Origin of the sequence: Mumia xiangluensis (assembly GCF_010994095.1) — a bacterium.
Lineage (GTDB): Bacteria > Actinomycetota > Actinomycetes > Propionibacteriales > Nocardioidaceae > Mumia > Mumia xiangluensis.
In genome coordinates this window covers 23,294-48,806 of sequence record NZ_WJYO01000008.1, presented here as the reverse complement: position 1 = coordinate 48,806, position 25,513 = coordinate 23,294, and the positions used below count along the sequence as shown (strand labels likewise).

Annotated in this window: 17 protein-coding genes; 7 read left to right on the top strand and 10 right to left on the bottom strand. The window is 70.3% G+C overall.

Annotated features, from left to right (window positions below; all coding sequences use genetic code 11):
* Positions 1-539: 539 nt before the first annotated feature.
* From GH747_RS21805 to rfbA, 5 genes are all read right to left on the bottom strand, one after another.
* Positions 540-1,478, bottom strand: a complete 939-nt coding sequence (locus GH747_RS21805) for a class I SAM-dependent methyltransferase (protein ID WP_163695211.1) — start codon at positions 1,476-1,478, stop codon at positions 540-542.
* Positions 1,479-1,654: 176 nt separating this feature from the next.
* Positions 1,655-2,602 (bottom strand): hypothetical protein, encoded by a 948-nt coding sequence (locus GH747_RS21800; RefSeq protein WP_149767151.1) that lies wholly within the window; start codon positions 2,600-2,602, stop codon positions 1,655-1,657.
* 27 nt (positions 2,603-2,629) lie between these two features.
* Positions 2,630-4,768 (bottom strand): acyltransferase family protein, encoded by a 2,139-nt coding sequence (locus GH747_RS21795; protein WP_149767153.1) that lies wholly within the window; start codon positions 4,766-4,768, stop codon positions 2,630-2,632.
* Positions 4,769-4,829: 61 nt separating this feature from the next.
* On the bottom strand, positions 4,830-7,130 hold the full coding sequence (locus GH747_RS21790) for a CDP-glycerol glycerophosphotransferase family protein (protein ID WP_149767155.1): 2,301 nt from the start codon (positions 7,128-7,130) through the stop codon (positions 4,830-4,832).
* Between the two features lie 44 nt (positions 7,131-7,174).
* Positions 7,175-8,053 (bottom strand): glucose-1-phosphate thymidylyltransferase RfbA, encoded by an 879-nt coding sequence (gene rfbA, locus GH747_RS21785; protein ID WP_149767156.1) that lies wholly within the window; start codon positions 8,051-8,053, stop codon positions 7,175-7,177.
* Between the two features lie 69 nt (positions 8,054-8,122).
* On the opposite strand from rfbA, the gene GH747_RS22125 reads away from it, so the two are divergent.
* Genes GH747_RS22125 through GH747_RS21770 form a run of 3 tightly spaced genes read left to right on the top strand, consistent with a single transcriptional unit; the run spans position 8,123 to position 12,300 of the window.
* Positions 8,123-9,889 (top strand): glycosyltransferase family 61 protein, encoded by a 1,767-nt coding sequence (locus GH747_RS22125; RefSeq protein ID WP_205602706.1) that lies wholly within the window; start codon positions 8,123-8,125, stop codon positions 9,887-9,889.
* Between the two features lie 36 nt (positions 9,890-9,925).
* Positions 9,926-10,924: a dTDP-glucose 4,6-dehydratase gene (gene rfbB / locus GH747_RS21775; RefSeq protein ID WP_149767158.1), complete on the top strand. Its 999-nt coding sequence runs from the start codon at positions 9,926-9,928 to the stop codon at positions 10,922-10,924.
* Entirely contained in the window at positions 10,921-12,300 is a 1,380-nt protein-coding gene (locus GH747_RS21770; RefSeq protein ID WP_149767160.1) for a sugar nucleotide-binding protein, read from the top strand. The genes rfbB and GH747_RS21770 overlap by 4 nt, the downstream gene beginning before the upstream one ends.
* Here the strand turns inward: GH747_RS21770 and GH747_RS21765 are convergent.
* Entirely contained in the window at positions 12,288-14,555 is a 2,268-nt protein-coding gene (locus GH747_RS21765; RefSeq protein WP_149767162.1) for a hypothetical protein, read from the bottom strand. The genes GH747_RS21770 and GH747_RS21765 overlap by 13 nt on opposite strands.
* Positions 14,556-14,636: 81 nt before the next feature.
* On the opposite strand from GH747_RS21765, the gene GH747_RS21760 reads away from it, so the two are divergent.
* Complete coding sequence (locus tag GH747_RS21760) at positions 14,637-16,424, top strand: glycosyltransferase (RefSeq protein ID WP_149767164.1); 1,788 nt, start codon at positions 14,637-14,639, stop codon at positions 16,422-16,424.
* Between the two features lie 33 nt (positions 16,425-16,457).
* On the opposite strand, the gene GH747_RS21755 is transcribed toward GH747_RS21760, so the two are convergent.
* The gene (locus GH747_RS21755) at positions 16,458-17,306 is read right to left on the bottom strand and encodes a TylF/MycF family methyltransferase (protein ID WP_228552793.1); all 849 of its coding nucleotides are present in this window, start codon (positions 17,304-17,306) and stop codon (positions 16,458-16,460) included.
* A gap of 51 nt (positions 17,307-17,357) precedes the next feature.
* Here GH747_RS21755 and GH747_RS21750 point away from each other — a divergent pair, with 51 nt between their 5' ends.
* On the top strand, positions 17,358-18,275 hold the full coding sequence (locus tag GH747_RS21750; RefSeq protein ID WP_149767168.1) for an SAM-dependent methyltransferase: 918 nt from the start codon (positions 17,358-17,360) through the stop codon (positions 18,273-18,275).
* Here the strand turns inward: GH747_RS21750 and GH747_RS21745 are convergent.
* Positions 18,259-19,113, bottom strand: a complete 855-nt coding sequence (locus GH747_RS21745; protein ID WP_149767170.1) for a class I SAM-dependent methyltransferase — start codon at positions 19,111-19,113, stop codon at positions 18,259-18,261. The two genes, GH747_RS21750 and GH747_RS21745, sit on opposite strands and share 17 nt — an antisense overlap.
* Before the next feature lie 12 nt (positions 19,114-19,125).
* Complete coding sequence (locus GH747_RS21740) at positions 19,126-20,760, bottom strand: long-chain fatty acid--CoA ligase (protein WP_149767172.1); 1,635 nt, start codon at positions 20,758-20,760, stop codon at positions 19,126-19,128.
* Between the two features lie 249 nt (positions 20,761-21,009).
* On the opposite strand from GH747_RS21740, the gene GH747_RS21735 reads away from it, so the two are divergent.
* Positions 21,010-22,389, top strand: coding sequence for a M14 family zinc carboxypeptidase (locus tag GH747_RS21735; RefSeq protein ID WP_163695215.1), 1,380 nt, complete (start codon positions 21,010-21,012; stop codon positions 22,387-22,389).
* A gap of 108 nt (positions 22,390-22,497) precedes the next feature.
* Here GH747_RS21735 and GH747_RS21730 read toward each other — a convergent pair whose 3' ends face one another.
* Positions 22,498-24,009, bottom strand: coding sequence for an Ig-like domain repeat protein (locus tag GH747_RS21730; RefSeq protein ID WP_163695217.1), 1,512 nt, complete (start codon positions 24,007-24,009; stop codon positions 22,498-22,500).
* A gap of 115 nt (positions 24,010-24,124) precedes the next feature.
* Between GH747_RS21730 and GH747_RS21725 the strand changes: the two genes are divergently transcribed.
* On the top strand, positions 24,125-25,336 hold the full coding sequence (locus GH747_RS21725; protein WP_149767178.1) for an NADH-quinone oxidoreductase subunit D: 1,212 nt from the start codon (positions 24,125-24,127) through the stop codon (positions 25,334-25,336).
* The last annotated feature ends 177 nt before the right edge of the window (positions 25,337-25,513 follow it).

Below are 25,513 nucleotides of genomic sequence, written 5' to 3'. Positions count from 1 at the left end.
GGCTCGGGCTTGCGGGTGAGATCGGCGACTGGCACCGGTTCACCGGCAGGCCATCCGTGACCGCTGGGAGCTCGCGTCGCCAGCCGCTCGCGCTCGTGGTGATGCAGGCAACCGGCGACTCCACGCCCGATGGAACGCCGTCCGGCAGCACGCAAGCGGCACGTCGTGGTCCAACGTCGCGATCGCCCGCGAGCCGGCCGGCGGGTGCTGGTCGTTGGCCGTCCTCGAGGAGCAGACCCCTCACAGATCGCTTCATGGACCACCACGTGGTGGAAGCAGCGCGCGGAACCACCCGCGAAACAACTATGAGCAGCCCGGTCCTGCCGGGCGACGCCCGACTCTAGGCACCCGGACCTGCTCATGCCGAACACCCCGTCCGGCGGTCACCAACCCGCGCATCTCAGTCTGACCGCGCGTCGCCAACGACACGCTCACCACCGACTCGTCGACGAAGCAGAGGCGCCCACCCCCACCTCCGGGGACGGGCGCCTCACCCTGCCGCTTGACAGGAAGTCGCTACCTATCAGCTGTCCTCGTCCTCACCCGGCCACCCGGGTCAGCCAGATGGAGGACGTCCCAGGCCCGATCAGGTCGAGCGACTCGACGTCTTCCAGCTCCGCGCCGAAACGCCACATGAAGTCCGTCCAGATGTGGACGGTGAAGCACGAGTTGAACATCAGGAATGCTCGCAGGAAGTACGCCTCGTTCCAGGAACGGTTCTGCTCCGCGAGCCAGCTCATGGGGTAGTCGAACGGATATGGGATGTCGTGCAGGTGGATCTTCACGCCGACCGGTACCCGGGGGAGGATGTCGAAGATCTCGGTGAGGACGTCGCTCCCCGTCTTCGCCAGATGGGTCGAGTCGATGAACAGCACATCACCCGCCTCCAGCTGGTCGAAGACGGCGAGGTCCACAGCCTGGATCTCCTCCGGGATGATCGTGCTGGTGGCGCGGTCGGCGTCGCGGAGGAGTGACTCGAGCCGCTCTGGATGAGGGTCGATGAACGTCAGCTCGATCGGGTCGTCCGACCGCCACTCGTCGTTGATGTCCAACAGGACGGCTGAGCTGAATCCGGAGCCGACCTCGATGTAGCGCCGGGGCTGCGCGGCACCGATGGCGCCCGCGAGCAGCCGGGCGCTCTGAGTGCCGAACATCGAGTTCGAGTGGTACCGACGAGTCTCGCTGCCCTCGCCCGCCCGCCACCGGCGTACGTACGGGACCCACGTGGCCCACGCGGCAGCCTGTGCATCGAGGTCCAAATGGATGCCGGCGATGCTCGCACGTCCCTCGATGTCACTCCCCCGGCCGCGGAGCCGGCGCACATCGACGATCGGCGAGTAGTAGTGCCCGGGTGGGACGAACAGAGGCGCACCGGAGTCGTTCTGCTGATCGCGTTCTCGCTGCGGAATGGCCGGAGGAGCGTCGCGTCGCGGCGGGGAGGGCGTGCGTCCGAGGACGAGGTCCTTCGTCGATCTCATCAGCGCGCGAGCCGCCTCGTCACGCGGCGCCGGTAGTCGATCCGCCAGGGCCGCCGCGGCCCGACGACTCATGGTCCGTGCACTTCTCCTACCTGACATCCGAGCACCCTAGCGTGTCGAGGGCGCACGGACGAGGTCCGCTCGCCCGGAGCGTGCGGCCCAACCCCGCAGCCGTGTCATACCTGCCAGTGGATGCCCGACGCGATGCCGAGGTCAGCCGGGTCGGCCGCCCGGCGCCACCAGCGCGCGGGCCTCTGCTGAAGAGCCCGCATCACAGTCCCCCAGTCGCCCGGTGCAGCCACGATCGTCGACACGATGCGGCGCAGCTCGTCGGCGGGGACGGCGACGTGGCCCGATCCCCACGGCCGTTCGACGGTCCACACCCGCCGTCGCTCCAACCCGGACTCCAGGAACGGTTCCATGTGCACGGTCCGGTGGGTGTCACCCGTGTTCTGGATGTAGAGCACCCGGTTGCGCGCCTCGGCGTACACCGGTCGGAGGTCGGACCCGACGGATGCGAGGGCATCGTCGACCGCTGCGTCGTCGCCCGCGCCCAGGCACATCCGCGCATACCGCTCGACGTGAGCCCGGGTGTAGTTCGCGATGATCGTCTGAGGATTGACCGCGACCGAGAGCACGTCCTCCTCCGGCGCCCCGTAGAAGAGCGCGGCGAACCCTCCACCCGAACCCCCGAAGTACAGCCGACGGGTACCCCCGGCGGCGCGGTGGAGGTGGTCGATCAGCCGGGGAAGCTCGTGCTGGAGATCGAGCGTGTCGGTGCCGGCGTACCAGGCGAGCGTCAACGACTCGTGCCTGTACAGCGCGGGGTCCGCAATCAGGATCCGGTTGACCGGGGTGTCGCCGTGGAGGCTGCCGCCCGTGAAGTAGGGCAGAGAGACGCCGGTCCTCATGATCGCGGCGTGGAAGCTGACGATCGTCGTTCCCGCTCCGCGGGGGTCGTAGAGGACGTCGATCACGGTGTCTGCGGCGCGCACCGCCAGGACGCCGCCAGGCGGATGCGGGTCAGCGATCAGCGCGTCGATGGAGGGGTAGTCGTGGACAGGCCGGTTCCACCTCGTCGGGTCTCGTCGTGCTGGAAGTCCGTCCACAGTCCGCATATCCACGGAGCCACCCTAGCGACACGGGCACGGTCAGCCCCGCGCCAGCGCCTTCATGAGCGGGCGCTCGAGAACGGGTGCGAGCGTCCGGGCGTACGTAGCCGTGAGGTGGGACCCGTCGAAGTACACGACCACACCCCCGACTGCGCCGTCACAGCGTTCCGACCTGCAGATCCGGTCGTTGAGATCAGCAAGCACGATGCCACGGTCGTCGAGGTCGTGGACAGCGTCCACCACGGGCTCGGCGGGCTCCCACCTGTCACGGGGCGCCGAACACCTGGTCAGGTCGGAGGCGTTCTCGGCGAGGCAGTCCGGGATGATCGTGCCAGGTGCCGGCGTGTCCCGGATGACGGTGATCGGCACACCGGACGCTCGGACGCTCGACAGGACCTTCTCGTAGCCTCGGCGATAGTCGTCCTGGCTCCCGGCGATGTCGTTCCCGACCGACGGGACCGAGATGCGATTCGTGTAGACGACCAGGTCGTAACCGCCCGTGACGATACGACGTGTGACCCGCTTGACCCATCCCGAGCAGCGCCCCGACTTGTCCGCAGTGTCGAACTGCTGCTCCGTCTCGGCCGCCGCGCACTGGGATGCGAGGTAGGTCGTGATGCGCCAGCCGCGTGCTCGAGCGATCTCTTGGAGCGCCGGCAACCACTGTCCAGCGTGCGAGTTGCCGGTCAAGGCGACCGAGGTCTCGGCGTCGGGGTCACCGAACTCGCACACGGTGACGGGGAACCGCGGGGCGCTGGCCCAGCAGTCCTTGCCGCCCGAGACCTCCTCGTACGCATCGGACTTGTCCTTCAGTGCCTGCGCGGGCGCAGGCACGACTGGACCCTCCGTGGTCCGCGGGCAGCTGACTCCGGGAGCGAGCGCCGATGCTCCGAAGCACGGGTCGTCGTCGGCGATCGCTGCTGCCAGCGCACGACGGGCAGCGTCCTCGCCGCGGTCGACCTCGACCAGCTGGGCAGCGGCCATCGCAACGACGACCGCCATGCCGGCGATGCCGAGGACGTAGGACTTGCGGAGAGGTCGTCCCCACTCCGGGCTCCGGAAACGATCCTCGACGTAGCGTTTCGTCCACGCAGCGAGGACCAGCGAGGCCACGAGGATCGTCAGCTTGTCGAGCAGCCCGAGCGGCGACCCGGTCGCGTACGGGACGAGGACGATGAGCGGCCAGTGCCAGAGGTACACCGAGTAGGACACGTCACCGAGCCACTGGACCGGCCTCATCGCCATCAGCCCGGCCGGTGAGCCGGGGGCCTCGGGGGCATTGGCAGCGATCACAGCGGCCGCGCCCAGCACCGGGACCGCCGCATGCCACCCGGGGAACGGTGTCGCTCCCGTGTATGTGAAGGCCGTCCAGACAATCGCAGCGAGGCCCGTCCAGGCGAGGACCGCCCGTGCCGCAGGGGGCCAGGCTACGGCTTCGACCGATCGGCCGCGGCCGAATCCGTTCTTCCCGATCAGCACGGCCAAGAGACCGCCGACCCCGAGCTCCCACACGCGCGTCGGGGTCACGAAGTACGCCCTGGCCGGCTCGGTCACGGTCTCGTGCACCGAGTAGGCGAAAGATGCGGCGACCACTGCGCCCAGGCCGACGGCCACGACCAGAGTTGGCGACCTGCGTACTCGGGACGCGAGCGCGACGAGCACCAGGATCAGCAGCGGCCAGCCGATGTAGAACTGCTCCTCGACCGACAGAGACCAGAAATGCTGCACCGGGGTGGGTGAGTTCTCCGCAGCCAGGTAGTCCACGGCATCGGAGGCGAGGAGCCAGTTCACCACGTAGAGGGCCGCCGCACCGGCCTGCTTGGCTGTCGCAGCCCACTGCGTCTCCGGCGCCACCAGGCGCGAGGCCACGAGCGTGACCGCGAGCACGAGAAGCGACGCCGGGAGAAGACGGCGGATCCGCCGCGACCAGAAGCCCGCGAGGTCGCGTCCGCTGCGTGGTGGCCTGCCGATCAGGTGCGAGGTGATGAGGAACCCGGAGATGACGAAGAAGACGTCGACACCTGTGAAGCCTCCGGTCAGCCGGTTGGGCCACAGGTGGTAGATCAGGACGAGCGAGACGGCGACGGCGCGGAGCGCCTGGATGTCGGCGCGGGTTCCCAACGCTGCGCGCTCGTCGCGCACTCGCGGCGAGCGCTCGGCCAGGGACCTGCTGCTCACGTTGCTCTACCTCAAGGTCTCGTCAGGGTCCGGGGCGTTCTCGTCGATGATAGGTGGCGCCTCAACGGTCGTCGTACAAGGCATCGACCACGCGGGCCGCGGCCCGGCCGTCGTCCAAGGGGTTGTACGTCGCCACCCACGCGTCGTACCGGTCCGCGAACCCCTCACGGGTCGCGTCCAGGTCGCGCAAGACCTCGACCACCTGCTCCGTGGTCCGGACGACCGGGCCCGGGCCGGACTCCTCCAAGTCGAGGTACGTGCCCCGACGACGGTCCCGGTAGTCGGCGAGGTCCGGAACCAGGAAGACGAGAGGCTTCCCGGTCACCGAGAAGTCGAACATGATCGACGAGTAGTCGGTCACGGCGACATCCGCGGCAAGGAACAGGTCGTTGATCTCCGGGTAGCCCGTAACGTCGAGCACGTCGCGTCCGCCGATGCGGGTCGCCCAGCCGGAGATGTTCATGTGGCCACGCACCAGCACGGTCACATCGCGCCCCACGCCACGAACCACCGCATCGGTATCCAGGAACTGGTCCATCACGCGGTTCCCGTCACGCCACGTCGGCACGTACAGGACGACGAGCCGGTCGTCCTCGATGCCCAGCGCGTGCCGCGCTCGCTCGACGTCCGCGGCTCCCGCGCGGGCGAGAGCGTCGTTGCGGGGGTAGCCGAGCTGGAGGACAGGACCGTCGTAGCCCCAGACCCGCCCGAACACGTCGGCGCTGTGCGGGTTTCCTGCGAGAAGGGCGTCCCACCGGGCAACGCTCCACACGGTGGCCGGACCGGCCTCTTCGTCCGGTCCGAAGGTGGGACGGTCGCTGCCGAGGCGCTTGAACGGGGTTCCGTGCCAGGTCTGGACCACCGTCTGACCAGGCCGGCGGCGCAGTCCATACGGGAGACCGGCGTTGAAGGTCAGGAATCGCGCGCGGGACAGGACCTCCCACCACTCGCGCGAGTCCCGGAGGACCGCGCGACCCCCCTCGGGAACGGTCACCGAGCGATCGGCAACGCCCCACACCAGCTCCAGGTCGGAACCCCGCCGGCGCAGCTCCTCGTGGATCGCCCGCGCGCTGTCCGTGGCGCTCGTCCCGTAGTAGCACTCGAAGTACGCCATCCGCCGCGGCGCCGGGGGCGAGGTCGCGTACGCGTGCTCCAGCAAAGCCTGCGCGCGAGCCCCCCGCTCGTCAACGGCGAGCGGGGGCGCGGCCTCGAGCATCATCCGGCCACCTTGACCGCGCAGGACACGCACGCGAACGGCTTCGGAGTCCTCCCACGTCCCGAGCGAGTCGACGAGTCCGTCGTCGAGCTCCACCGGTGCTTCCCCGTCCTCCGACACCACCCAGACCTGGTAGCGGCCAGAGGGCAGCGGGACCCTCCTGCCCTGCCAGATGCTGACAGTCGTGGGGATCACGACGGTCGTCTCCCCTCGCACCAGGTCGAGTTCGACCTCGACCCGTGCGCGGGAACCCCGTACCTCGAGGACCGCACCGTCCGGGAGCCCCTCGGCTCGGCCCGTGACCATGATGCTCGACGCGGTGGCCTCGAGCGCGGACACGGCGAGAACCGGTCCTCGCCTCAGCTCCACCGCTCCAGACGGTCGCGGAACGAGGCGCAGGCCTCCGTCGGCGACCGCGTCGCCGGACGACCACCCTGCCGGGACGACGACGCGGGCGATCGATCCATCGGCGCCGACCGTCACCAAGGTCTGACGAGCTGACGACGCGTCAGCGGCTGTCAGGGAGGCACTCCCGACCCTGCCGACCACCGTGGTGACCCGCCGGGGTCGAGCACCCGTGCCGTCGCCGATCAGGGCCAGATCGGCGCCAGGACCCGTCCTGACCTCGACGTGCAGTGTCTCGCCGACCGCCTCCACCTGTGACAGCGTCGCTTTCACCCCAACCTTGGTCAGCTCCAGTCCTTCGACATCGGACCAGCCGAGCTTGACGTTGAATCCGTCCTGCGCCCCCGAGGCACGCAGGTGCCTCGCAGCAGAGCCAGGCGGACGAATCGTGAACGGGCGACGGACGAGCTGGCCCCCGTCGCACGAGACGACCTCGATGACGACCCGGCCGGCTCCGCGCCACGTCGTCAGGTCGACCTCCGCCTCGAACGCGGCGTCAGCATGCGAGACCCGCTTGTCTCCGGGGTACAGGTCGGCCGAGTCATCGTGCACGCGTGAGGCAGCCCCGTCGGCGACCACCTGACCGACGCCCCCGACGGCGACGACCGAAACCACCGCGAGCGCCTCCGCACCGTCGACGTAGGCCCATCCACGCAGGACCAGCGAGCCCCGGTCCTGGCACCGGGCACTCGCGAGCACGACCACGGCCTCGGTCTCGGCGCGCGGAGGAGCGAAACGCATGGGCGGGCGCGGGCGTAGGCGCCGAATCACACGGCGGAGACGGCTCAACGGCTGAGGTCCTTGGACTCCAACAGGCTCAGCAGATAGTCCCCGTAGCCGCTCTTCACCAGTGGCTCGGCCCGCTCGCGCAGCTCGTCGTCGCTGAGGAAGCCCATGCGCCACGCCACTTCCTCGGGGCATCCGACCTTGAGGCCCTGACGGCTCTCGATCGTCCGTACGTAGTTCGACGCGTCGTTGAGCGAGTCGAACGTCCCCGTGTCGAGCCACGCCGTCCCGCGCGGCAGGATCTCGACCTGAAGGCGACCCTCGTCCAGGTAGACCCGGTTCAGGTCGGTGATCTCCAGCTCACCTCGGGCAGACGGGCGAAGCCCGCGAGCGATCTCCACGACGTCGTTGTCGTAGAAGTAGAGGCCCGGGACCGCATAGCTGCTCTTCGGCCTCACTGGCTTCTCCTCCAGCGACAGCGCGCGACCGTCTTCATCGAACTCCACCACTCCGTACGCGGTGGGATCGGTCACCTGGTAGCCGAAGACCGCAGCCCCGTCGAGGTCGTGGAACCGGGCGAGCTGGGTCCCGAGCCCCGCCCCGTAGAAGATGTTGTCGCCGAGCACGAGCGAGACGTTGTCGCTGCCGACATGGTCGGCGCCGAGGAGGAAAGCCTGCGCAAGGCCCTCCGGCCGCGGCTGCACGACGTAAGTGATGGCGACGCCGAACCGCGAGCCGTCGCCGAGCAGACGGTTGAACTGGGAAGCGTCCTCGGGGGTCGTGATCACGAGGATGTCGCGGATCCCTGCGAGGATCAGGGTCGACAGCGGGTAGTAGATCATCGGTTTGTCGTACACGGGCACGAGCTGCTTGCTCGTGCCGAGCGTGATCGGGTGCAGGCGAGAGCCGGTGCCGCCAGCCAGGATGATGCCCCTCATGCGCAGATCGTACGGGCCCCGCCGCTCGGCCTGTCCCGAACGACCCGTTCGCGCGGCACAATGTGCGCCATGGAAGAGGAGACGCTGGACGAGATCGGTCGACGCCGTGGGGCGCGCCAGTCCTCCGACAGCCTCGGCTACCTCGCCGCGTACGAGGAAGCGCTCGCGAAGCTTCGCGAGTTCCCCGAGACGATCGCCCTCGTGCTCGGCCGGGGCGGGATAGACACCGCGAGCACTTTCGCGGAGCGGTTCCCTGCGGCGACCGTCCACCTGCTCGCCCACGGTGACGCAGCCGCATGGTCGTCGACAGCCGACGCCTCGACACCCGCGAACGTCATCGTTCATCCCTGTCGTTCCGCCAAGGATCGGGACGCGGTCCTCCTCACGACTCCGCGACCCGGGCTGCTGGTCCTGGGGCACGCCACGCGGTCCAGTCGCCGCATCGGGAGCATCCGCCGTCATCAGGGTTTCGTGGCGGCTGGGGGTCTTCTCGCCATCGAGCAGGTCGACCGCGAGGGCCGCGACAGGCGCGGCGCATCCCCGGAGACCTCAGCCCGCGTGGTGCTCGAGAAAGCCCTCGCGAAGTCACACCTCCCGTTGCCGCAAAATGGCTGGACGACGTGGACCGACGCCCTTGCCCTCTCGCTGGACGACGTGAGGTTCTACGACGACCTTGCGTTGGTCACCAAGCGACTGGCACTCACAGCGGCCCTGAGGTCCGCCGAGGCCGCGCCCGTGCTTGCCGCGCGCTTCGGTGACGACAACCCGCTCGAGACCCTCGTCAGGCGCCCGGCACGGGAGTTCACCTCTCGCGGCCGGATAAGGACGCACGGCCGGGGTCCAGATGTCGTTGCCGGCGACATCGCCGTGCCGGAGCTGGAGCTCCGGCGCTATCACGATGTCGTCGCCTACCCTCGTCAACGGCTCCGATTCGGTGACTACTGGCTGCCCGACACGTTTCGCCATCAGCACTCGCGGCGCCTTCACCACCGGTCGATGATCCGCTCCGGAGTGCACACCGCCGCGACACGGCCCGAGTGGGAACCCACCACCCAGGATCGCTGGAACGGACCTCTCTACTACCTCGACACGGAGTTCCCTGGCCATTTCGGGCACGTGTGCACCGAGGTGGTCTCCCGCTTGTGGGGATGGGACCGTGCTCGGCAGGAGCACCCCGACCTCCGTCCCATCGTCAGTCTGCGTCCTGGGCAGCACGATGCGCCTGGCTTCCTCCGTATGATCCTCGACGCCTACGGCATCGACAGCACCACACTCGTGGTGCAGCCGAGCGACCAGGCGCTCGAGGTAGACACCCTGTACGCCGCCGACCCCGAGTTCGAGAATCCGCGCTTCGTCGCGCCGGAGGTCACTGAGACGTGGGCCCGCATCCACGCGGGCTTCGACGACGTCGTGCCTCCGATCCGCTCGGAGCGCATCTTCATCGCGCGCGGACGTCGGCGGGTCCCCCGGGAGCAGGCACAGATCGAGGCCTTCTTCGCGAGCCACGGTTTCACGGTCCTGCGGCCCGAGCAGTACCGTTTCGACGAGCAGGTCGCCCTCTTCTCACAAGCGCGGATCATCGCCGGATACGCCGGCAGTGGGATGTTCACCATGGCGTACGCGCCGCAGGCCCGGGTGATCCTCATCGCTGGGGACGGATACCTCGCCCAGAACGAAGCCCTGATCGCCGCGGCGCAAGGGCAGGACGTTCACTACTTCTGGGGTCGCACGCAGCGGTCAGCACCGGACCTGACGAAGTACCGGGCGGCCTTCGCCGACGACTTCACATTCAACCTGCGTCGGCGGTCATGGGCGCTGCGCCGTCTGCTGCGATGAGGCGTGGGCGCCCACCGAACTCGCTAGACTCCTCGCGTGCGCAGCATCCTCGTCACCGGCGGCGCCGGCTTCATCGGCTCGAACTTCGTCCACCACGTCGTCGACAGCACCGACGCGTCGGTGACCGTGCTCGACAACCTGACGTACGCGGCGAGCCGGGAGGCCATCGACGGCCTTCCCGGTGACCGCGTCGACCTCGTCGTCGGCGACATCGCCGACGCCGACGTGGTCGACCCGCTGGTCGCCGAGGCAGACGCGGTCGTCCACTTCGCCGCAGAGTCGCACAACGACAACTCCCTCAACGACCCGAGCCCGTTCGTCCGCACCAACCTCGTCGGCACGTTCACGCTGCTGGAGGCGGTGCGCCGTCACGGGACGCGCTTCCACCACGTCTCGACCGACGAGGTCTACGGCGACCTCGAGCTCGACGACCCGGCGCGCTTCACCGAGACCACCCCGTACAACCCGTCCAGCCCGTACTCCTCGACGAAGGCCGGCTCCGACCTCCTCGTCCGCGCGTGGGTCCGGTCGTTCGGCGTGGCTGCGACGATCAGCAACTGCTCCAACAACTACGGCCCGTACCAGCACATCGAGAAGTTCATCCCGCGCCAGATCACGAACGTTCTCGACGGCCGCCGTCCGCGTCTGTACGGCGAGGGCCTCAACGTCCGCGACTGGATCCACACCGCCGACCACTCGAGCGCGGTGTGGGCGATCCTCGAGCGGGGCCGGATCGGTGAGACCTACCTGATCGGCGCCGACGGCGAGGAGACCAACCGCGACGTCGTCGAGACGATCCTCGACCTGATGGGTCAGCCGACCGACGCGTACGACCTCGTGACCGACCGACCGGGTCACGACATGCGCTACGCGATCGACTCCACGAAGCTCCGCACGGAGCTCGGCTGGGCTCCGCAGTTCACCGACTTCCGCTCCGGCCTGGCCGCGACGATCGACTGGTACCGCGCCAACGAGGCGTGGTGGCGTCCCAGCAAGGACGCGGTCGAGGCGCGCTACGCCGAGGCGGGCCAGTGACCTCGGGCCTCTCCCTGCGGACGACGCCGATCGACGGGCTGCTCGTCGTCGACCTCCCCCTGCACGGGGACAGCCGCGGCTGGTTCAAGGAGAACTGGCAGCGCGAGAAGATGCTGGAGCTCGGGCTGCCCGACTTCGGACCCGTCCAGAACAACGTCTCGTTCAACGCGAGCGCCGGCGCGACGCGCGGCATCCACGCCGAGCCGTGGGACAAGCTGGTGTCGCTGATGACCGGACGGGCGTTCGGCGCCTGGGTGGACCTGCGGCCCGGACCCGGCTTCGGCACCACGGCGACCGTCGACCTGCACCCCGGTGTCGCGGTCTTCGTGCCGCGCGGCGTGGGCAACTCGTACCAGGCCCTCGAGGACCGGACGACCTACGCCTACCTCGTCAACGAGCACTGGCGGCCCGACGTCACCTACACCGCCGTGGCGCTGGACGACCCGGCGCTGGCGATCGCATGGCCGATCCCGATCGCCGACGCCGAGGTGTCCGAGAAGGACCGCAACAACCCGCTGCTCGCCGACGTGACGCCGATGGAGCCACGACGCACGCTGATCCTCGGGGGCTACGGCCAGCTGGGGCGGGCCCTGCGCGAGGTCCTCCCGAAGGCCGACGCGGTCGACCTCGACACCTTCGACATGACCGACGCCGCCGCGTACGCGGCCGTCGACTGGTCGCGCTACGACACCGTCGTCAACGCCGCCGCGTACACGGCCGTCGACGCCGCCGAGACCCCGGACGGCCGACGCGACGCGTGGTCGGCCAACGCGACAGCCCTGGTCCACCTGGCTGCGGTCGCCGCGAAGCACCGGCTCACGGTGGTGCACGTCTCCAGCGACTACGTCTTCGACGGCACCCGCGACGTGCACGACGAGTCCGAGCCGTTCTCGCCGCTCGGCGTGTACGGGCAGAGCAAGGCGGCCGGCGACGCCGTGGTCGCGACGATCGCGCGCCACTACGTCGTACGCACCAGCTGGGTGATCGGGGACGGGGCCAACTTCGTCCGCACGATGGCCCGCCTCGCCGGCGACGGCATCAGCCCGGCGGTCGTCGACGACCAGGTCGGGCGCCTGACCTTCACCGCCGACCTGGCGCGGGGCATCGTCCACCTGCTCGACACGCGGCCCGCGTACGGCACCTACAACCTCAGCGGGGCCGGCGACCCGACGTCCTGGTACGACGTCGCGCGCGAGGTCTTCGTCCGCTGCGGTCGCAGCGCCGACGACGTCACGCCGACCTCCACCGAGGCGTACGGCGAGGGCAAGGTCCTCGCCCCCCGGCCCCGGCACTCGGTGCTCGACCTGACGAAGATCGAGGCGACCGGCTTCGTGCCGACGCCGGTGAGCGAGTCGCTGGACGCCTACCTGGCCTGAGCCGCGTACTCCGCCGGCACGACCGCACGGTCCGGTCCGGCCAGGACGTGGAGCACCTCGCGCAGCCGCAGGCCGTACGCCTCGACGAGCGCGGGGGCCGCGGCGACCGCGGCGGAGCCCCGCATCGCTGCCAGGTCGGCCACGAGGACGTCGACGTCGAACGCGTCGAAGTCGAAGGTGTGAGCCTGGTAGGCGATGCGGCGCAGCTCGGTCGAGCGGTCGACCTTCGCGCCGAGGCGCACCGCGGCGGTCTCGATCACACCGAACCCGCTCGAACGACGGCGGTCCAGCGTGGTCGGGGCCGCGAACAGGTGCCCCTCGAGGTCGAGCGCTGCGAGCGGCGCAAGGTCACGGTCCACGACCGCCGCCGTGGTGAGCATGACGGCGCGATCGACGTCGGGGAGCAGGTCCGGCAGCGTCAGGAAGACGTCGACGACACTGCCGTCCGTCTCGATCCGTCGCACCTCGAGGTCGGGCTCTGCCGCCACGTCCACGTTTCCGGCTCCGGGGCCGACGAGCGTCACCCGGGCGGAGTGCCGGCTGTGCTCGGCCAGCGAAGCGATCAGGGGCCCGACCTGGTCGGCCGTCCCGGTGCCACCGCCCCGGCCGACCAGCACGACCACTTCCTCGCGATCCAGCGCGGTCCTGGCCGGCGCGTCGGTCGCGGCCAGCGGCGACAGCGTACGGCGGTCGATCACGGCGGGCAGCGGGCGCGTCCGTGCGGCGGTGGCTGCGGGGGCGTCGTGGCGGGCACGCGCCTGTGCCACGCGGTCGGCCGTCACGGTCCGCCACAGCGCGTAGACGTCGTCCGGCGCGGCACCCCCCAGGATCGCGTCCAGGACGGGCTCCAGGAGCCCCGTGATGCCGGTCCGGATGTCGGAGAGCCGCTGGTCGTCCATCGGCGTGAGCCCGGCGAAGCGCGGGTCCGACGGCTTCGGCGGGACGAACTCCGCGTCGATGCCCAGCGACCGAGCCGGCAGGTAGGCGTGGAGGCGGCTGGTGACCAGCCCGCTGTGCTGGGTCCGGTAGGTCTCCAGCAGCGCCGCCGCGCGACGCAGGTTGTCGACGAACGGGGTGGTCCGGATGCGGTCGTCGCCGTGACGGTACGTGACCCCGCCCTCCGGCACCTGGTCCGCGGGAACGTCGACGTACGCGCGGGGGGCGTCTGCCGCCGGGCGTTCGGCGAGGTCGGGGAAGACGGTGCTGACCGTGGTCGTCACGCAGCCCGAGAAGAACGCCGGGACGTCCATCGACAGCAGGAGATCCACCGTCGTCCAGTCACGGCAGCCGATCGGCCCGTGGCGTCGCAGGTAGTCGACGACCTCGGGGTTCAGCAGATCGCGCTTGCTGCAGTGGAACGACACGAACACCGGCAGGAGGTTCGCGTGGAACGGGAGGCCGTACCGGCTGGTGCCGAACAGGGCGTGCATGTACCAGCCGAAGGCGATCGTCCAGGTCTGCGGCGGCACGGCGGCGTAGGCGGAGGCGTCGCGGTCGACGGTGATGACGGAGACGTCGGCGTCCGTGGTGTCGTGGCGCATCCGCTCGGGGACCCGGCCCTGGAGCTCGGTGAGCGCAGCGGCGAGACGCTCGTCGCCCGCGAAGCGGAGCTTGCTGCGGCGAACCACGTGGCCGAGCATCGCCAGGCTCTGGACGTGGTCGCCGATGTTGGCCGACGCACGACGGCGGCCGGGGTGGCCGTACGCGAGGACGGCGAAGGAGACGGTGCCCGGCGGGACCGCCGGCGCCGAGGCCGAGACGGGGTCGCGCTGGACCCAGTCACGCATCCAGTCCCGCGACTCGCGCACGCGACGACCGGCGCGGGCCCGCGTGGAGACCGCATCGTCGAAGCGGGCGAACAGCGTGCGAGCGAGGTCGCTCTCGCCCTCGGCGAAGGCCAGCCCGACAGCGACGTCCCACGACGCAGGCGACAGCCTGATCGCGGGGTCGGTGGCCAGGTCGCGCAGGTCCGCGACCACGCGGTCGCGGTCGTGGGCGAGCCCAGACCGCAGGTACTCCTCGAGCGCCCAGCGACGCCAGTCGGCAGCGGGGACGTCCGCGAACCGAGCCCAGGCGAGTCCGAGGTTGCCCGCCTCGTACGCGTCGACCGCGTGGACTGTCGTCGGCGGGGCGGTCGGGCGACGACTCGCCGGACGCGCCTGCGGGATGAGCGTCGAGATCACGGGCACCCGGCGCAGCCGGGCCGCCCATCGCCGTGCACTGCGGCGGATCCGACGGGGGGTCGTCGTGGTCATTCACACTCCCGACATCTGGCGTTTGGAATCTGGTGCGCGCAAGTGCCGGTGACTGACGGCTGGCACCCCTACGCTAGCGGCGTGACGAGCAACAGGATGGCACGGGACGGCCGAGAGCCCGTGTCCGCACTCCCCGATGGCACCTACATCGCTCTCGCCGCCCGGGTCCGGCTCAACAAGGGCGGGCGCACCGGCGCCATGCTGATGCGGGCGAGGATGCTGTCGGAGCTCGGCGGCAGGCGCTCGCTGGTCGCGACCTACGACGACTACCCCGACTACGCCGAGGTCCGCCGTACGCTGTTCGAGCAGGGGAAGCTGCACGACCCGGCTGACTTCGTGAATCTCTTCGAGTTCTACCGAGACCGGGCCCCCGCGGACCTGGGCACCGGCTCGAAGCGCCTCCCCCGGGTCCCCGGGACGACGACTCGTGACGAGCCCGGACCGGACGGCGCGCCGGCCCGACGGCACCACGTCGACGCCGCCGGATCGATCGTGGTCACCGACCACCTCCGTCCCGACGGCTCCGTCTTCATGCGCGCACCCCTCGAGGACGGAACGACCCCGTTCACGCTCGTCGACCATCGCGAGAGAGTGGTCCGGACGTGGCGCCACCGGCGCAGCATGGTCCGGACCTGGCTCACGGACCTGGTCCCGACCGGCGAGGTCTTCGTCGTCACCGACAGCAGGTACACCGGCTCCCTCCTCATGCGGCTGCGGTCGAGCCGGTTCCGTGTCCTCGAGGTGGTCCACAACCCGCACACGACCCCCGACTACCGGTGGGACCGGCCCGTGCTGGAGACCTTCCGCCGCGTCTTCGACCACATCGACCGACTCGACGGACTGGTCCTCCTCACCGACCGGCACCGCCAGGACGTGGCGTGGCGCTTCGGGCCCACCAACAACCTGTTCACGGTCCCCAACCCCGTCATTCCTGTGGAGAGCCCCGGCCTCGCCGAGCGCGACCGGGCGGAGTTCGTCGTCCTCGCACGGCTCGAGCGCCAGAAGCGGGTCGGCCACGCGCTGCGGGCCTTCGCGGTCGCGCGACGCTCGGTCCCCGAGGCCAGGCTGAGCGTGTACGGCGACGGCCGCCAGCGCGAGCACCTCGAGGGCCTGGCGCGTCAGCTCGACGTCTCCGACCACGTCACCTTCTACGGGTACGACCCCCGGGCGCGCGAGAAGCTGCGCTCGGCGACGGCGCTCATGGTCACGAGCAGCCACGAGGGCTTCCCGCTGGGCACGCTCGAGGCGATGAGCAGCGGGTGCCCGGTCCTGGGCTACGACGTGAAGTACGGCATGCGCGAGCAGATCACCGACGGCGTCACCGGGTTCCTCGTCGACGAGGGCGACTTCCACCGCCTCGCAGCACGGATGGTGGAGATGGCGAACGACCCCGCACTCGTCGAGAAGATGGGCGTGGCGGCACGCCACCGCGCGGACGAGCACTCTCCCGAGCAGATCTTCCCCCGGTGGGTCGACGTCCTCGCGCGCGTGCACGAGCAGGCAGGCTCACGGACCAAGCTGGTGGGCAGCAAGCTGGTCCGCGCGTCGCTCGGGAGGTCGCGCCTCCCGTGGTCGTCGGGCCTCCCGTTCCAGGCCACGGTCTCCCTGCTCGGCAAAGGGCCGCGCCCAGGACCCCAGAGCGTGAGTGCGTCGCTGGACCTCATCGTCGACGAGACCGCCGAGGTCGTGAGCACGCCGCTGAAGGTTGCCCGGCGATCCGGGGCCCTCCGGCTGAGCGGCCACGTGCCCGCGTCGGCGCTCGCACCGGTCGCCGACGCGGCGGGCAGTGCACGGCTCGTAGTGGTCTGGCAGAACACCAGCCGCGAGTTCCACCTCGCGTCCGGCAGGCTGGCCGAGCTGAAGCGCTGACGCCGGCGCGACCCGCGAGCTGACCGGACCCGCCTATGCGCCGGGGGTCTCGCGCACGAGGTGGAGCTTGGCGCGCTCCTCGCGACGCCAGCCGGCGCGGCCCTCGAAGTACTCGTCGACGGCCGTGCGGCAGCCGGACCAGGCGTAGTAGTCGTCGAGGATGATGCGCCCGCCAGGCACGATCAGGGGTGCCAACCGCTCGAGGCAGGTCATCGTCGACTCGTACCAGTCGCCGTCGAGGTGGGCGAGGACGACGGGCTCGTCGAGCGTGATCGTGTCCGCGAAGAGGCCCTTGACGAGCTCGACCGAGGACGACTCGACGGGGCTGCCGTGGCGCGCGAACGACTCCTGGACCTCGGTATAGAGGTCGTCGCGGTAGCCGTAGTAGGTGGATCCGCCGATCCCCTTCGCGCCACCGGCCGTGATCTTCTCGTAGCGGCGGTGCACGTCGGTGCCGTCGGAGTCGGTCGGGGGCGGGATCATCCCGAAGACGTCGTAGACGTACATCGGGCGGGCAGCGCTCTTGGCCGCGGCCATCACGATCGCCGACCCTCCGCGGGCCGTACCGGCTTCGACGACGGCGCCGGGCAGCCCGCGCCGCTCGGCGTCGAGGACGGCGAGGGCGAGCGTCCGGAGGTACGTCGGGTTCAGGTAGCTGAGGTTCTCCTCGCGGACCCCGGCGAGGACCTTCTCGACGTCGTCCGGCAGCACCAGTCCGCTGCGGGCCGCAGTGAGCTGTGCCTCCGCCTCCGCCAGGTCGCGGCGCGAACGCCGCAGGGCACGCTGGGTCTTCTTGAGCTTGGCACGGAGGTCGTCGAGGTCACCTGGGGCCGACTGCTGATCCGCGTGGCCGAACCACCGGGTCGGTCGGAGCTGTCGCATACGCACCCCGCCATCGAACACCATCGGGCGTCCTCCTGCTAGCGTCTCGGCGTGATCGACTGGCGCGAGGCCTGGGAGGCGGCGCTCTACGGGGTCGACGGGTTCTACCGTCGCGAGTCCCCGGCCGCGCACTTCCGTACGTCGGTGCACGCCTCCGGCGCGTTCGCGGCCGCGATCTTGGCGTACGCACGACGCCACGGCCTGCGGTCGGTCGTGGACCTGGGCTCGGGGCGGGGCGAGCTCCTCGCCGCGCTCGACGCCCTCGCACCCGGCGAGCTCGCGCTGCACGGTGTCGATCTGCGGCCTCGGCCCGCCGACCTGCCGGCACGTATCGTCTGGAGCAGCGAGCTCCCCGACCAGGTGTCCGGCCTGCTGTTCGCGAACGAGCTGCTCGACAACGTCCCCTGTGACGTGGTCGAGCGCGACGACGACGGTGTACTGCGCAGGGTGCTCGTGGACCCCGTGAGCGGGGACGAGCGGCTGGGCGACCCGGTGCGCACCCCCGAGGCCCTGGCGTGGCTGGAGCGGTGGTGGCCGTCGACCCGCGCCGGTGAGCGGGCCGAGGTCGGCACCACGCGCGAGGCACTGTGGCGGGACGCGGTGGCACGGCTCGAGCACGGTACGGCGATCGCGGTCGACTACGGCCACCTGCGGACCGACCGACCGCCGTACGGCAGCATCCGCGCGTACCGCGACGGGTCGGAGGTCTCCGCCGTCCTCGACGGGACCTGCGACGTGACCGCGCACGTCGCGGTGGACGCCCTCGCCGACGCCGTCGGAGGGTCGCTGGTTCGCCAGCGGGACGCGTTGCGCGACCTGGGGATCGACGGCGCGCGTCCGCCGCTCGCGCTCGCGTCCTCCGCCCCCCGCGCCTACCTCGCCGCGCTCGCGGCGGCCTCCGAGGCTGCCGAGCTGACCGCTGCGGGCGGGCTCGGCGACTTCTGGTGGGTCGTCAGCGAGATCCGCTGACCCGCCTCCGCAGCTGACGCACCTCGCGCCGCACCCTGCGACGCGCCTTCCAGAACGCGTCACGCACCGGCTTCGGGACGGCCGCCCTCACGCGGCGGTGCAGGGCGTCGTCGGGCTGCACCCGTCTGGCCCGCGCAGCCTGCACCGCCGGGTCCCAGCTCGCCAGACCCGTCTTCTCGTGGGTGGGTGGCGACACCGCGCCACGCTCGAAGACGACGATGCTGTCGTAGAAGTGCATCGACCGCGTCGTCCGCGCGAACTCGTCGACGACGAAGTCGGGCTGCCGGCTGTGGTAGGCGTTGAGGCCGTCGGTGAGGTTCTTCGCGTACTCGATGAACGTCCCCTCCCTCCGGAGGCCGCCGTCGTAGGACGGCCAGTAGCTCGTGTGGAGGTCCTCGATGAGAAAGACGCCGTCCGTGGACATCCGCGGGTAGAGCTCCTCGAACGTGGCGATCTGCTGCGCCGGTCGGTGGCCGCCGTCCTCGATGAGGATGTCGATGGTGCCCGCGGCGTCGCCGACCGTCCTGAGGAACTCGCGATCGGCCTGGTCGCCGATCATGATCGTGGTCTGCGCGTCCTCCCAGGACCGGCAGCGCGGGTCGATGTCGACACCGACGAACCTCGCCTCGGGCCCGAAGTAGTCCTGCCACATCTGCATGGACCCGCCGAACTGCACGCCGAACTCCACGACGGTGACGGGGCGCCCGCGGAAGCGGCTGAAGTGGCGGTCGTACACGTCGAAGTAGTGCAGCCACTTGTGGATCTGGCGACCGCCGTTGTGCCGGAAGTACCGCTCGAGGTCGTTGGACCTCCCCATGCCCTCACCCCTGTTCGTCATCCGTGCTGTTCGTCATCCGTGCTGGACATCCAGGCCGCCGTCGGCGTACCGGCGGCGGAGCACCTTCTTGTCGAACTTGCCCACCGAGGTGCGCGGGACGGCGTCGATGAACGTCCACGCGTCGGGCAGCTGCCACTTCGCGAACGAACCCGCGAGGTGGTCCCGCAGCTCCTCGGGAGTCACCGTGGCGCCGGACCGGACGACGACGGTCGCGAGCGGGCGCTCCTGCCACTTCTCGTCGGGGATGCCGACGACCGCCGCCTCGACGACGTCAGGGTGCCCCATCAGGGCGTTCTCGAGCTCGACCGACGAGATCCACTCGCCACCCGACTTGATGACGTCCTTGGCTCGGTCGGTCAGCGTGATGAACCCCTGCCGGTCGATCGTGCCGACGTCACCGGTCCGAAGCCACCCGTCGCGGAACTTCTCCGGGTCGTCGTCGAGGTAGTACGCGCCGGTGATCCACGGGCCACGCACCTCGACCTCGCCGACCGCCTCGCCGTCGTGCGGGAGGATCTCGCCGTCGCCGCCGACCAGGCGTCCCTCGACACCGCCGAGCAGCCGCCCCTGACCGGCCCGGTACGGCCACGCCTCCTCGTCGCTCAACCCGACCGGCGGCTTGCCGGAGGTGGCGACGGGCGACGTCTCGGTCATCCCCCACGCCTGCTGGATGCGTACGCCGTGGCGGTCCCAGAGCGCCCGCTGCAGCGACTCCGGCACCGCGGATCCGCCGCAGAGCACCGCACGCAGGGACCTGAGGTCGGACGGGTGCTCGTCGATCCAGCCGAGCACGTCGTTGAAGATCGTCGGGACGCCGCCCGCAAGCGTGGGACGGGTCTCCTGGATCAGGCGGACGAGCGGCTCGGCCTGCAACCAGCGGTCGGGCATGACGAGGGACGCGCCCACCAGCACCGCGGCGTACGGGAGACCCCAGGCGTTCGCGTGGAACATCGGCACCACGGGCAGCACGCGGTCGTCGGGTCCCATCCCGGCGTTGTCGCCCATCGCCATCGACATCGAGTGGAGGTACGCGGAGCGGTGGCTGTAGACGACGCCCTTCGGGTTGCCGGTGGTGCCGCTGGTGTAGCACATCGCGGCCGCGTCACGCTCGTCCACCTCCGGCCACGCGAAGTCCTCGGACGCGGCCTCGAGCACGTCCTCGTAGCGCAGGATCGTCCTGCCCGTCGCCTCGAGCGACGACAGGTCGGCCTGCTCCGTGTCCGGCCGAGCGACGAGCACGTGGGTGACGGTGGTCATCTCCGGCAGCATCGCCGCGAACGGCTCCGCCAGCGACGCGTCCACGATCACCACGCGGTCCTCGGCGTGGTTCACGACGTAGACGACCTGCTCCGGGAACAGACGGATGTTGATCGTGTGCAGGACCGCCCCCATCGAGGGGATCGCGAGGTACGCCTCGAGGTGCTCGGCGTTGTTCCACATGAACGTGCCGACCCGCTCGTCGCCGGTGATGCCGAGGTCGCGCAGCGCGTTCGCCAGTCGGGCGACGCGACGGCCGACCTCGCCGTACGAGCGGGTGCGCGTGCCGTCGGCCGTGGCTGTGACGACGGATGCGTCGGCATACGCGGTCGTGCCGTACTGCATGAGCCGGCCGAGGCTGAGCGGGACGTCCTGCATGGTGCTGCGCATCGAGAACCTCCGACAAGGTGTGCCTTGAGTCACACAAGTGTGCCGGAGGTGCGCGAGCGGGACCAGTCACGTCTCGCCGTGGACGCGGGGCGGCCTTATACCACTGCAACTCATGATGTGTCTGGAGTTTTCATAAATCTCCGGTTGCATGAATCTCATCGTGCGGGGAACGTGAGGAAAATCTCATGTGGTCGTCGCCGTGGCCGCCAAGCTTGGCGCAACGGTCGGCCACTCGGCGAAAGGAACACCTTGCGCACGACACGACTCACATCCCGGTCCAAGGTCCTGGCGACCGCCGCAGGGGCCGCGCTCGCTGCCTCAGTCCTCGTCGGGAGCGGCACGACCGCCGGCGCAGACCAACGCGACGACGCCCTCGAGAAGGCTCTCGCCGCCGCAGCGGACGACGCACCCCCCGCCCTCCAGACCCCGTTCGAGAAGTCCGGCGGCGCGACCTGGACCACCCACCCGCAGTCCGTCCAGTTCTATCGACAGCTCGACCAGTCCAGCGAGCGCGTCGCGGTCAGCAACGTCGGCCGTACAACGCAGGGTCGGCCGCTGCAGCTCGTCTCGATCGGCTCGCCGGCACCGAAGGCACAGACTGAGGCCGCCGACGGCTCGGTCGCGATGTTCGTCTGCTCCGTGCACGGCAACGAGCCGTCCGGCCGCGAGGCCTGCATGGAGCTGGCGCGCGACCTCGCGACGAGCACCGACGCGACGGTGACGCGCTTCCTCGCGCGTACGACGGTGATCCTCATCAACGCCAACCCCGACGGCTGGGTCGCCAACACCCGCGGCAACGCCGACGGCGTCGACGTCAACCGCGACTACCTCGAGCTCGCGACGCCCGAGGGCCGCGCCGTCACCAAGGTGATCCGCGACTGGAACCCCGACATCCTCAACGACCTCCACGAGTACGGTCCGAGCGAGTACTACCGGACCGATCTCCTGCACCTGTGGCCGCGCAACCGCAACGTCGACGACCAGATCCACGGCCTCAGCCAGGAGATGAGCGAGGACTACGCGGCGGCGCAGGCCCGCAGCGAGGGCTACACGGCCGGCATCTACGGCCACTACGTGAAGGACGGGGAGCCGTTCCTGCAGGTCGCCGGTGACGAGCAGGTCCGGATCCTGCGCAACTACGCCGGTCTCGTCAACGTCGTCGGCATGCTCAGCGAGACGGCGACCCGTCCGTTGAACGACGAGGAGGCGGCCGATGTCCGTGTCCTCAACAACCGCCGGGTCGACACCAACTACGCGAGCGCACTGGGCTCGACGCAGATGGTCGCCGAGAACCGGGAGACGCTGGCGCGCGAGACTGCGGCCGCGGCCGAGCGCCAGACGGAGCTCGGCGCCTCCCAGGGCGGCGTCGTCTACTTCGCGGGGCAGGACGACATGCTGCCGACCAGCTCCAGCGAGGTGGAGCCTGAGCCGATGTGCGGCTACCAGATCACGGAGGCGACCTTCCAGGAGGTCAAGCAGGCGCTGCGCCTGCACGACCTGAAGGCCACCCGCAACGCCTCCGGGCGCGTCGTGAGCCTCGCTCAGCCGAACCGGGGTCTCGTGCCGCTGATCTTCGACGAGCGCCATGAGTTCCGCATCGCCGAGGGGACGCCGCTCGAGACCTGCTGAGCGACGACGCCGTACGCAACGAAGACTCGCAGTCGCGACCGTTGTCTGGTCGCGGCTGCGAGTCTTCGTGTGCTCGTGCTCGTGCGCGTGGGCGTTGCGGGCGCGGGGTCAGCGGACGCGGAGCACCACGCGGACAGAGGAGCCGGAGAACGCCGACGAACCGCCGTACGCGATGCGCAGGGTGTGCTTGCCGCGCTTCTTCAGCTTCGGAAGCTTCACAGTCACCTTCCCGCGCTTGCTGACGGTCAGCGTCGCCGTACTGATCCGCTTCTTGCCGTCGTAGATCTTCACCGTGCCGGTGGGACGGATCGTCGTCCCGCGTCCCGCGACCGTGACGGTGACCTTCGCGCGCTGCTTGCGGGTGACCTTCTTCTTCGCCAGCGCAGCCTTGGTCACGGTGCCGGCCTTGGTGATCCGCAGGCTCGTGCGTGCCGTCGCGGTCGTCGGCGAGTAGTCGGCCTTGTACGAGGCGGTCACCGCGTGGCTCCCGACGGCCAGGCCAGCCGGGACGGCCACGGCCGCAGCGCCGCGCGAGAGGCGGACGGTGCCCAGACTGCGGCTGCCGGCCCGGAACGTGACCGTGCCGGTCGCGTACGTCTCCGGACGCGCGACCGTCACGCTGACACGACTGGTCCGGCCGTACGAGATCGCACCGGGGTTGACGACCATGCGGCCCGTGATGCGAGGCGGGGTGTCGGTCCAGTACGACCTCCAGTGCGTCGTGCCGAGCGAGGAACCCGTCGTGGTGGCGAGCGCGGTCGCGCCGGCCGCGGTCGCCGCTGCCTTGAAGGTGCTGGCGTCGGCGTACCAGGGGTCGCCGGCACCGCCGATCCCGTCCACGAGATTCGCGACGGTCAGGCCCTGTACGGTGCGGGTCGGCACGCCCGGGTGACGGTAGGTGACGTCGGCCTGGAGGACGAACGTGCTGCCCTTCGCGGTCCGGCTCGTCTCGACCTGACGCACGTCACTGACGGTCACGTCGCGCTTCGGGCTCGTGAACCGCACCGTCCCTCCGAAGACCACACGGTGCAACGCAGCCGCCTTCGTCGTGTCGACGATCGGGAACCGCACGGCGGTCGGGTCCTCGGTGTCCTGCTTGGCGCCGCTGCCGAACGTGATCGTCCCGCCCTCGGCGAGCACCAGCGACCGCAGGGTCGGGCTCACCTGCCACTGCAGGCCGATCTCGCGGTCAGCCACACCGCTCCCCCTCGGCGGTGTCGCCGTCGGGTACAGCAGAGGCCCGTCGACCTCGAGCACGCCCTCTGTGGTGACCGGGGAGCCCGTCGCCGGAGTGAACGTCGCGCGAACGGTGTGGACGCCCACCGGGACGTCGGTGGCCCACAGCTCGTAACGGTTCTGCTGGACCGTCGACGTCGAGCGCTTCAAGGCGTACGTCTTGCCGGCGACGGTGGCGGTCGCCGCGCCCGTCGCGTCGCCGTCGCCGACCTCGACGGCCAGGTAGACGCTCTTCCACTCCGCAAGGCTCAGCTCGTCGCCGACGTACGTCAGCGTGGTCGCGGCACTGGCGGCGGGCGCTGCGGCGAGGATCCCGACGGCGAGCAGGACGGCCATCAGCCCGGCCAGCGCACGGCGCGGGGCAATTGTTGCAAGGGTCAGCACGATCTCTCCCGATAGATGTAGGGTGCGTCCCCCCGAACGCGGCTCTATTGTGGCACGTCTTGGGTCAGACCCTTCTGCGCTCGCCCGCGACGTCTGCGCCGCTAGGCTGAGCGGCATGTCGAGCGACGACGCGCACCCGCCCCGCACGCTGACCGTCGGTGTGGGCGCCGGCTCGGCCGGGTTCGGCCACGAGCGCGGCGGCGGAGTCGACATCGACACGACGGACATGGTCCTCAACGTCGGGCCGCAGCATCCGGCGACGCACGGCGTCCTGCGGCTCCGCCTCACCCTCGACGGCGAGCGGATCGTCGACTGCGAGCCGATCGTCGGCTACATGCACCGCGGTGTCGAGAAGCTCTTCGAGGTTCGGGACTACCGCCAGATCATCGTCCTCGCCAACCGCCACGACTGGCTGTCGGCGTTCTCGTCCGAGGTCGGGGTCGTGCTCGCGGTGGAGCGGATGCTCGGCCTCGAGGTTCCCGAGCGGGCGACCTGGGCCCGTACCCTCCTCGCCGAGCTGAACCGGATCCTCAACCACCTCATGTTCTTGGGCTCGTACCCGCTGGAGATCGGCGCGATCACGCCGATCTTCTACGCGTTCCGCGAGCGGGAGACGATCCAGGAGGTGATGGAGGAGATCTCCGGCGGGCGGATGCACTACATGTTCAACCGCGTCGGCGGCCTGAAGGAGGACCTGCCCGCAGGATGGCTGGGCCGGGTCGGCTCGGCCACCACCGCCGTACGCAGTCGTCTCGGGCAGATCGAGGACCTGCTGCTCACCAACGAGATCTTCGTCGCCCGGACCCGCGGGGTGGGGGTGCTGTCGACCGAGCTCGCCCAGGCGTACGGCGTCTCCGGCCCGATCGCCCGCGCGTCGGGACTCGACCTCGACCTGCGCCGCGACCAGCCGTACCTCGCCTACCCGGAGCTGATCGCCGACGGCGCGCTGCGCGTGGTCACCCGGACCGAGGGAGACAGCTACGCGCGGTTCGCGTGCCTGCTGGAGCAGGTCCGGGTGTCGCTCGACCTGGTCGACGCGTGCGTCGCGCGGATGCGCGAGCTGCCGCAGGGCCCCGTGAACGTCAAGCTCCCGAAGATCGTCAAGGTGCCGGAGGGCTCCACGTACACCTGGACCGAGAACCCGCTCGGGATCAACGGCTACTACCTCGTCTCGCGGGGCGAGAAGACGCCGTGGCGGCTCAAGCTGCGGTCGGCGTCGTTCAACAACATCGCGGTCCTGCCCGAGGTGGTGCGCGGCGCGGTCGTGGCGGATCTGATCTCGATCCTGGGCTCGATGTTCTTCGTCGTCGGCGACATCGACAAGTAGCCCGCTCGCTCCCGTCGCTGCCCGTCGCTGCCGCGCATCGCTGCCGCGCATCGGTGCCCGCCGCTGCCGCGCATCGGTGCCTCAGCGTCCACCCGCGCCGTACGCGTGGACGCTGAGCCACCGACGGGCAGTATGTCGTGGACGCTGAGCCACCGACGGGCAGTACGCGTGGACGCT

Bases quoted from the DNA above. Each gene is read 5' to 3' on its own strand.
- GH747_RS21805 (WP_163695211.1), bottom strand. From the start codon at position 1,478: ATGAGATCGACGAAGGACCTCGTCCTCGGACGCACGCCCTCCCCGCCG.
- GH747_RS21790 (WP_149767155.1), bottom strand. From the start codon at position 7,130: ATGCGTTTCGCTCCTCCGCGCGCCGAGACCGAGGCCGTGGTCGTGCTC.
- rfbA (WP_149767156.1), bottom strand. From the start codon at position 8,053: ATGAGGGGCATCATCCTGGCTGGCGGCACCGGCTCTCGCCTGCACCCG.
- GH747_RS22125 (WP_205602706.1), top strand. From the start codon at position 8,123: ATGGAAGAGGAGACGCTGGACGAGATCGGTCGACGCCGTGGGGCGCGC.
- GH747_RS21765 (WP_149767162.1), bottom strand. From the start codon at position 14,555: ATGACCACGACGACCCCCCGTCGGATCCGCCGCAGTGCACGGCGATGG.
- GH747_RS21755 (WP_228552793.1), bottom strand. From the start codon at position 17,306: ATGCGACAGCTCCGACCGACCCGGTGGTTCGGCCACGCGGATCAGCAG.
- GH747_RS21745 (WP_149767170.1), bottom strand. From the start codon at position 19,113: ATGACGAACAGGGGTGAGGGCATGGGGAGGTCCAACGACCTCGAGCGG.
- GH747_RS21740 (WP_149767172.1), bottom strand. From the start codon at position 20,760: ATGCGCAGCACCATGCAGGACGTCCCGCTCAGCCTCGGCCGGCTCATG.
- GH747_RS21725 (WP_149767178.1), top strand. From the start codon at position 24,125: ATGTCGAGCGACGACGCGCACCCGCCCCGCACGCTGACCGTCGGTGTG.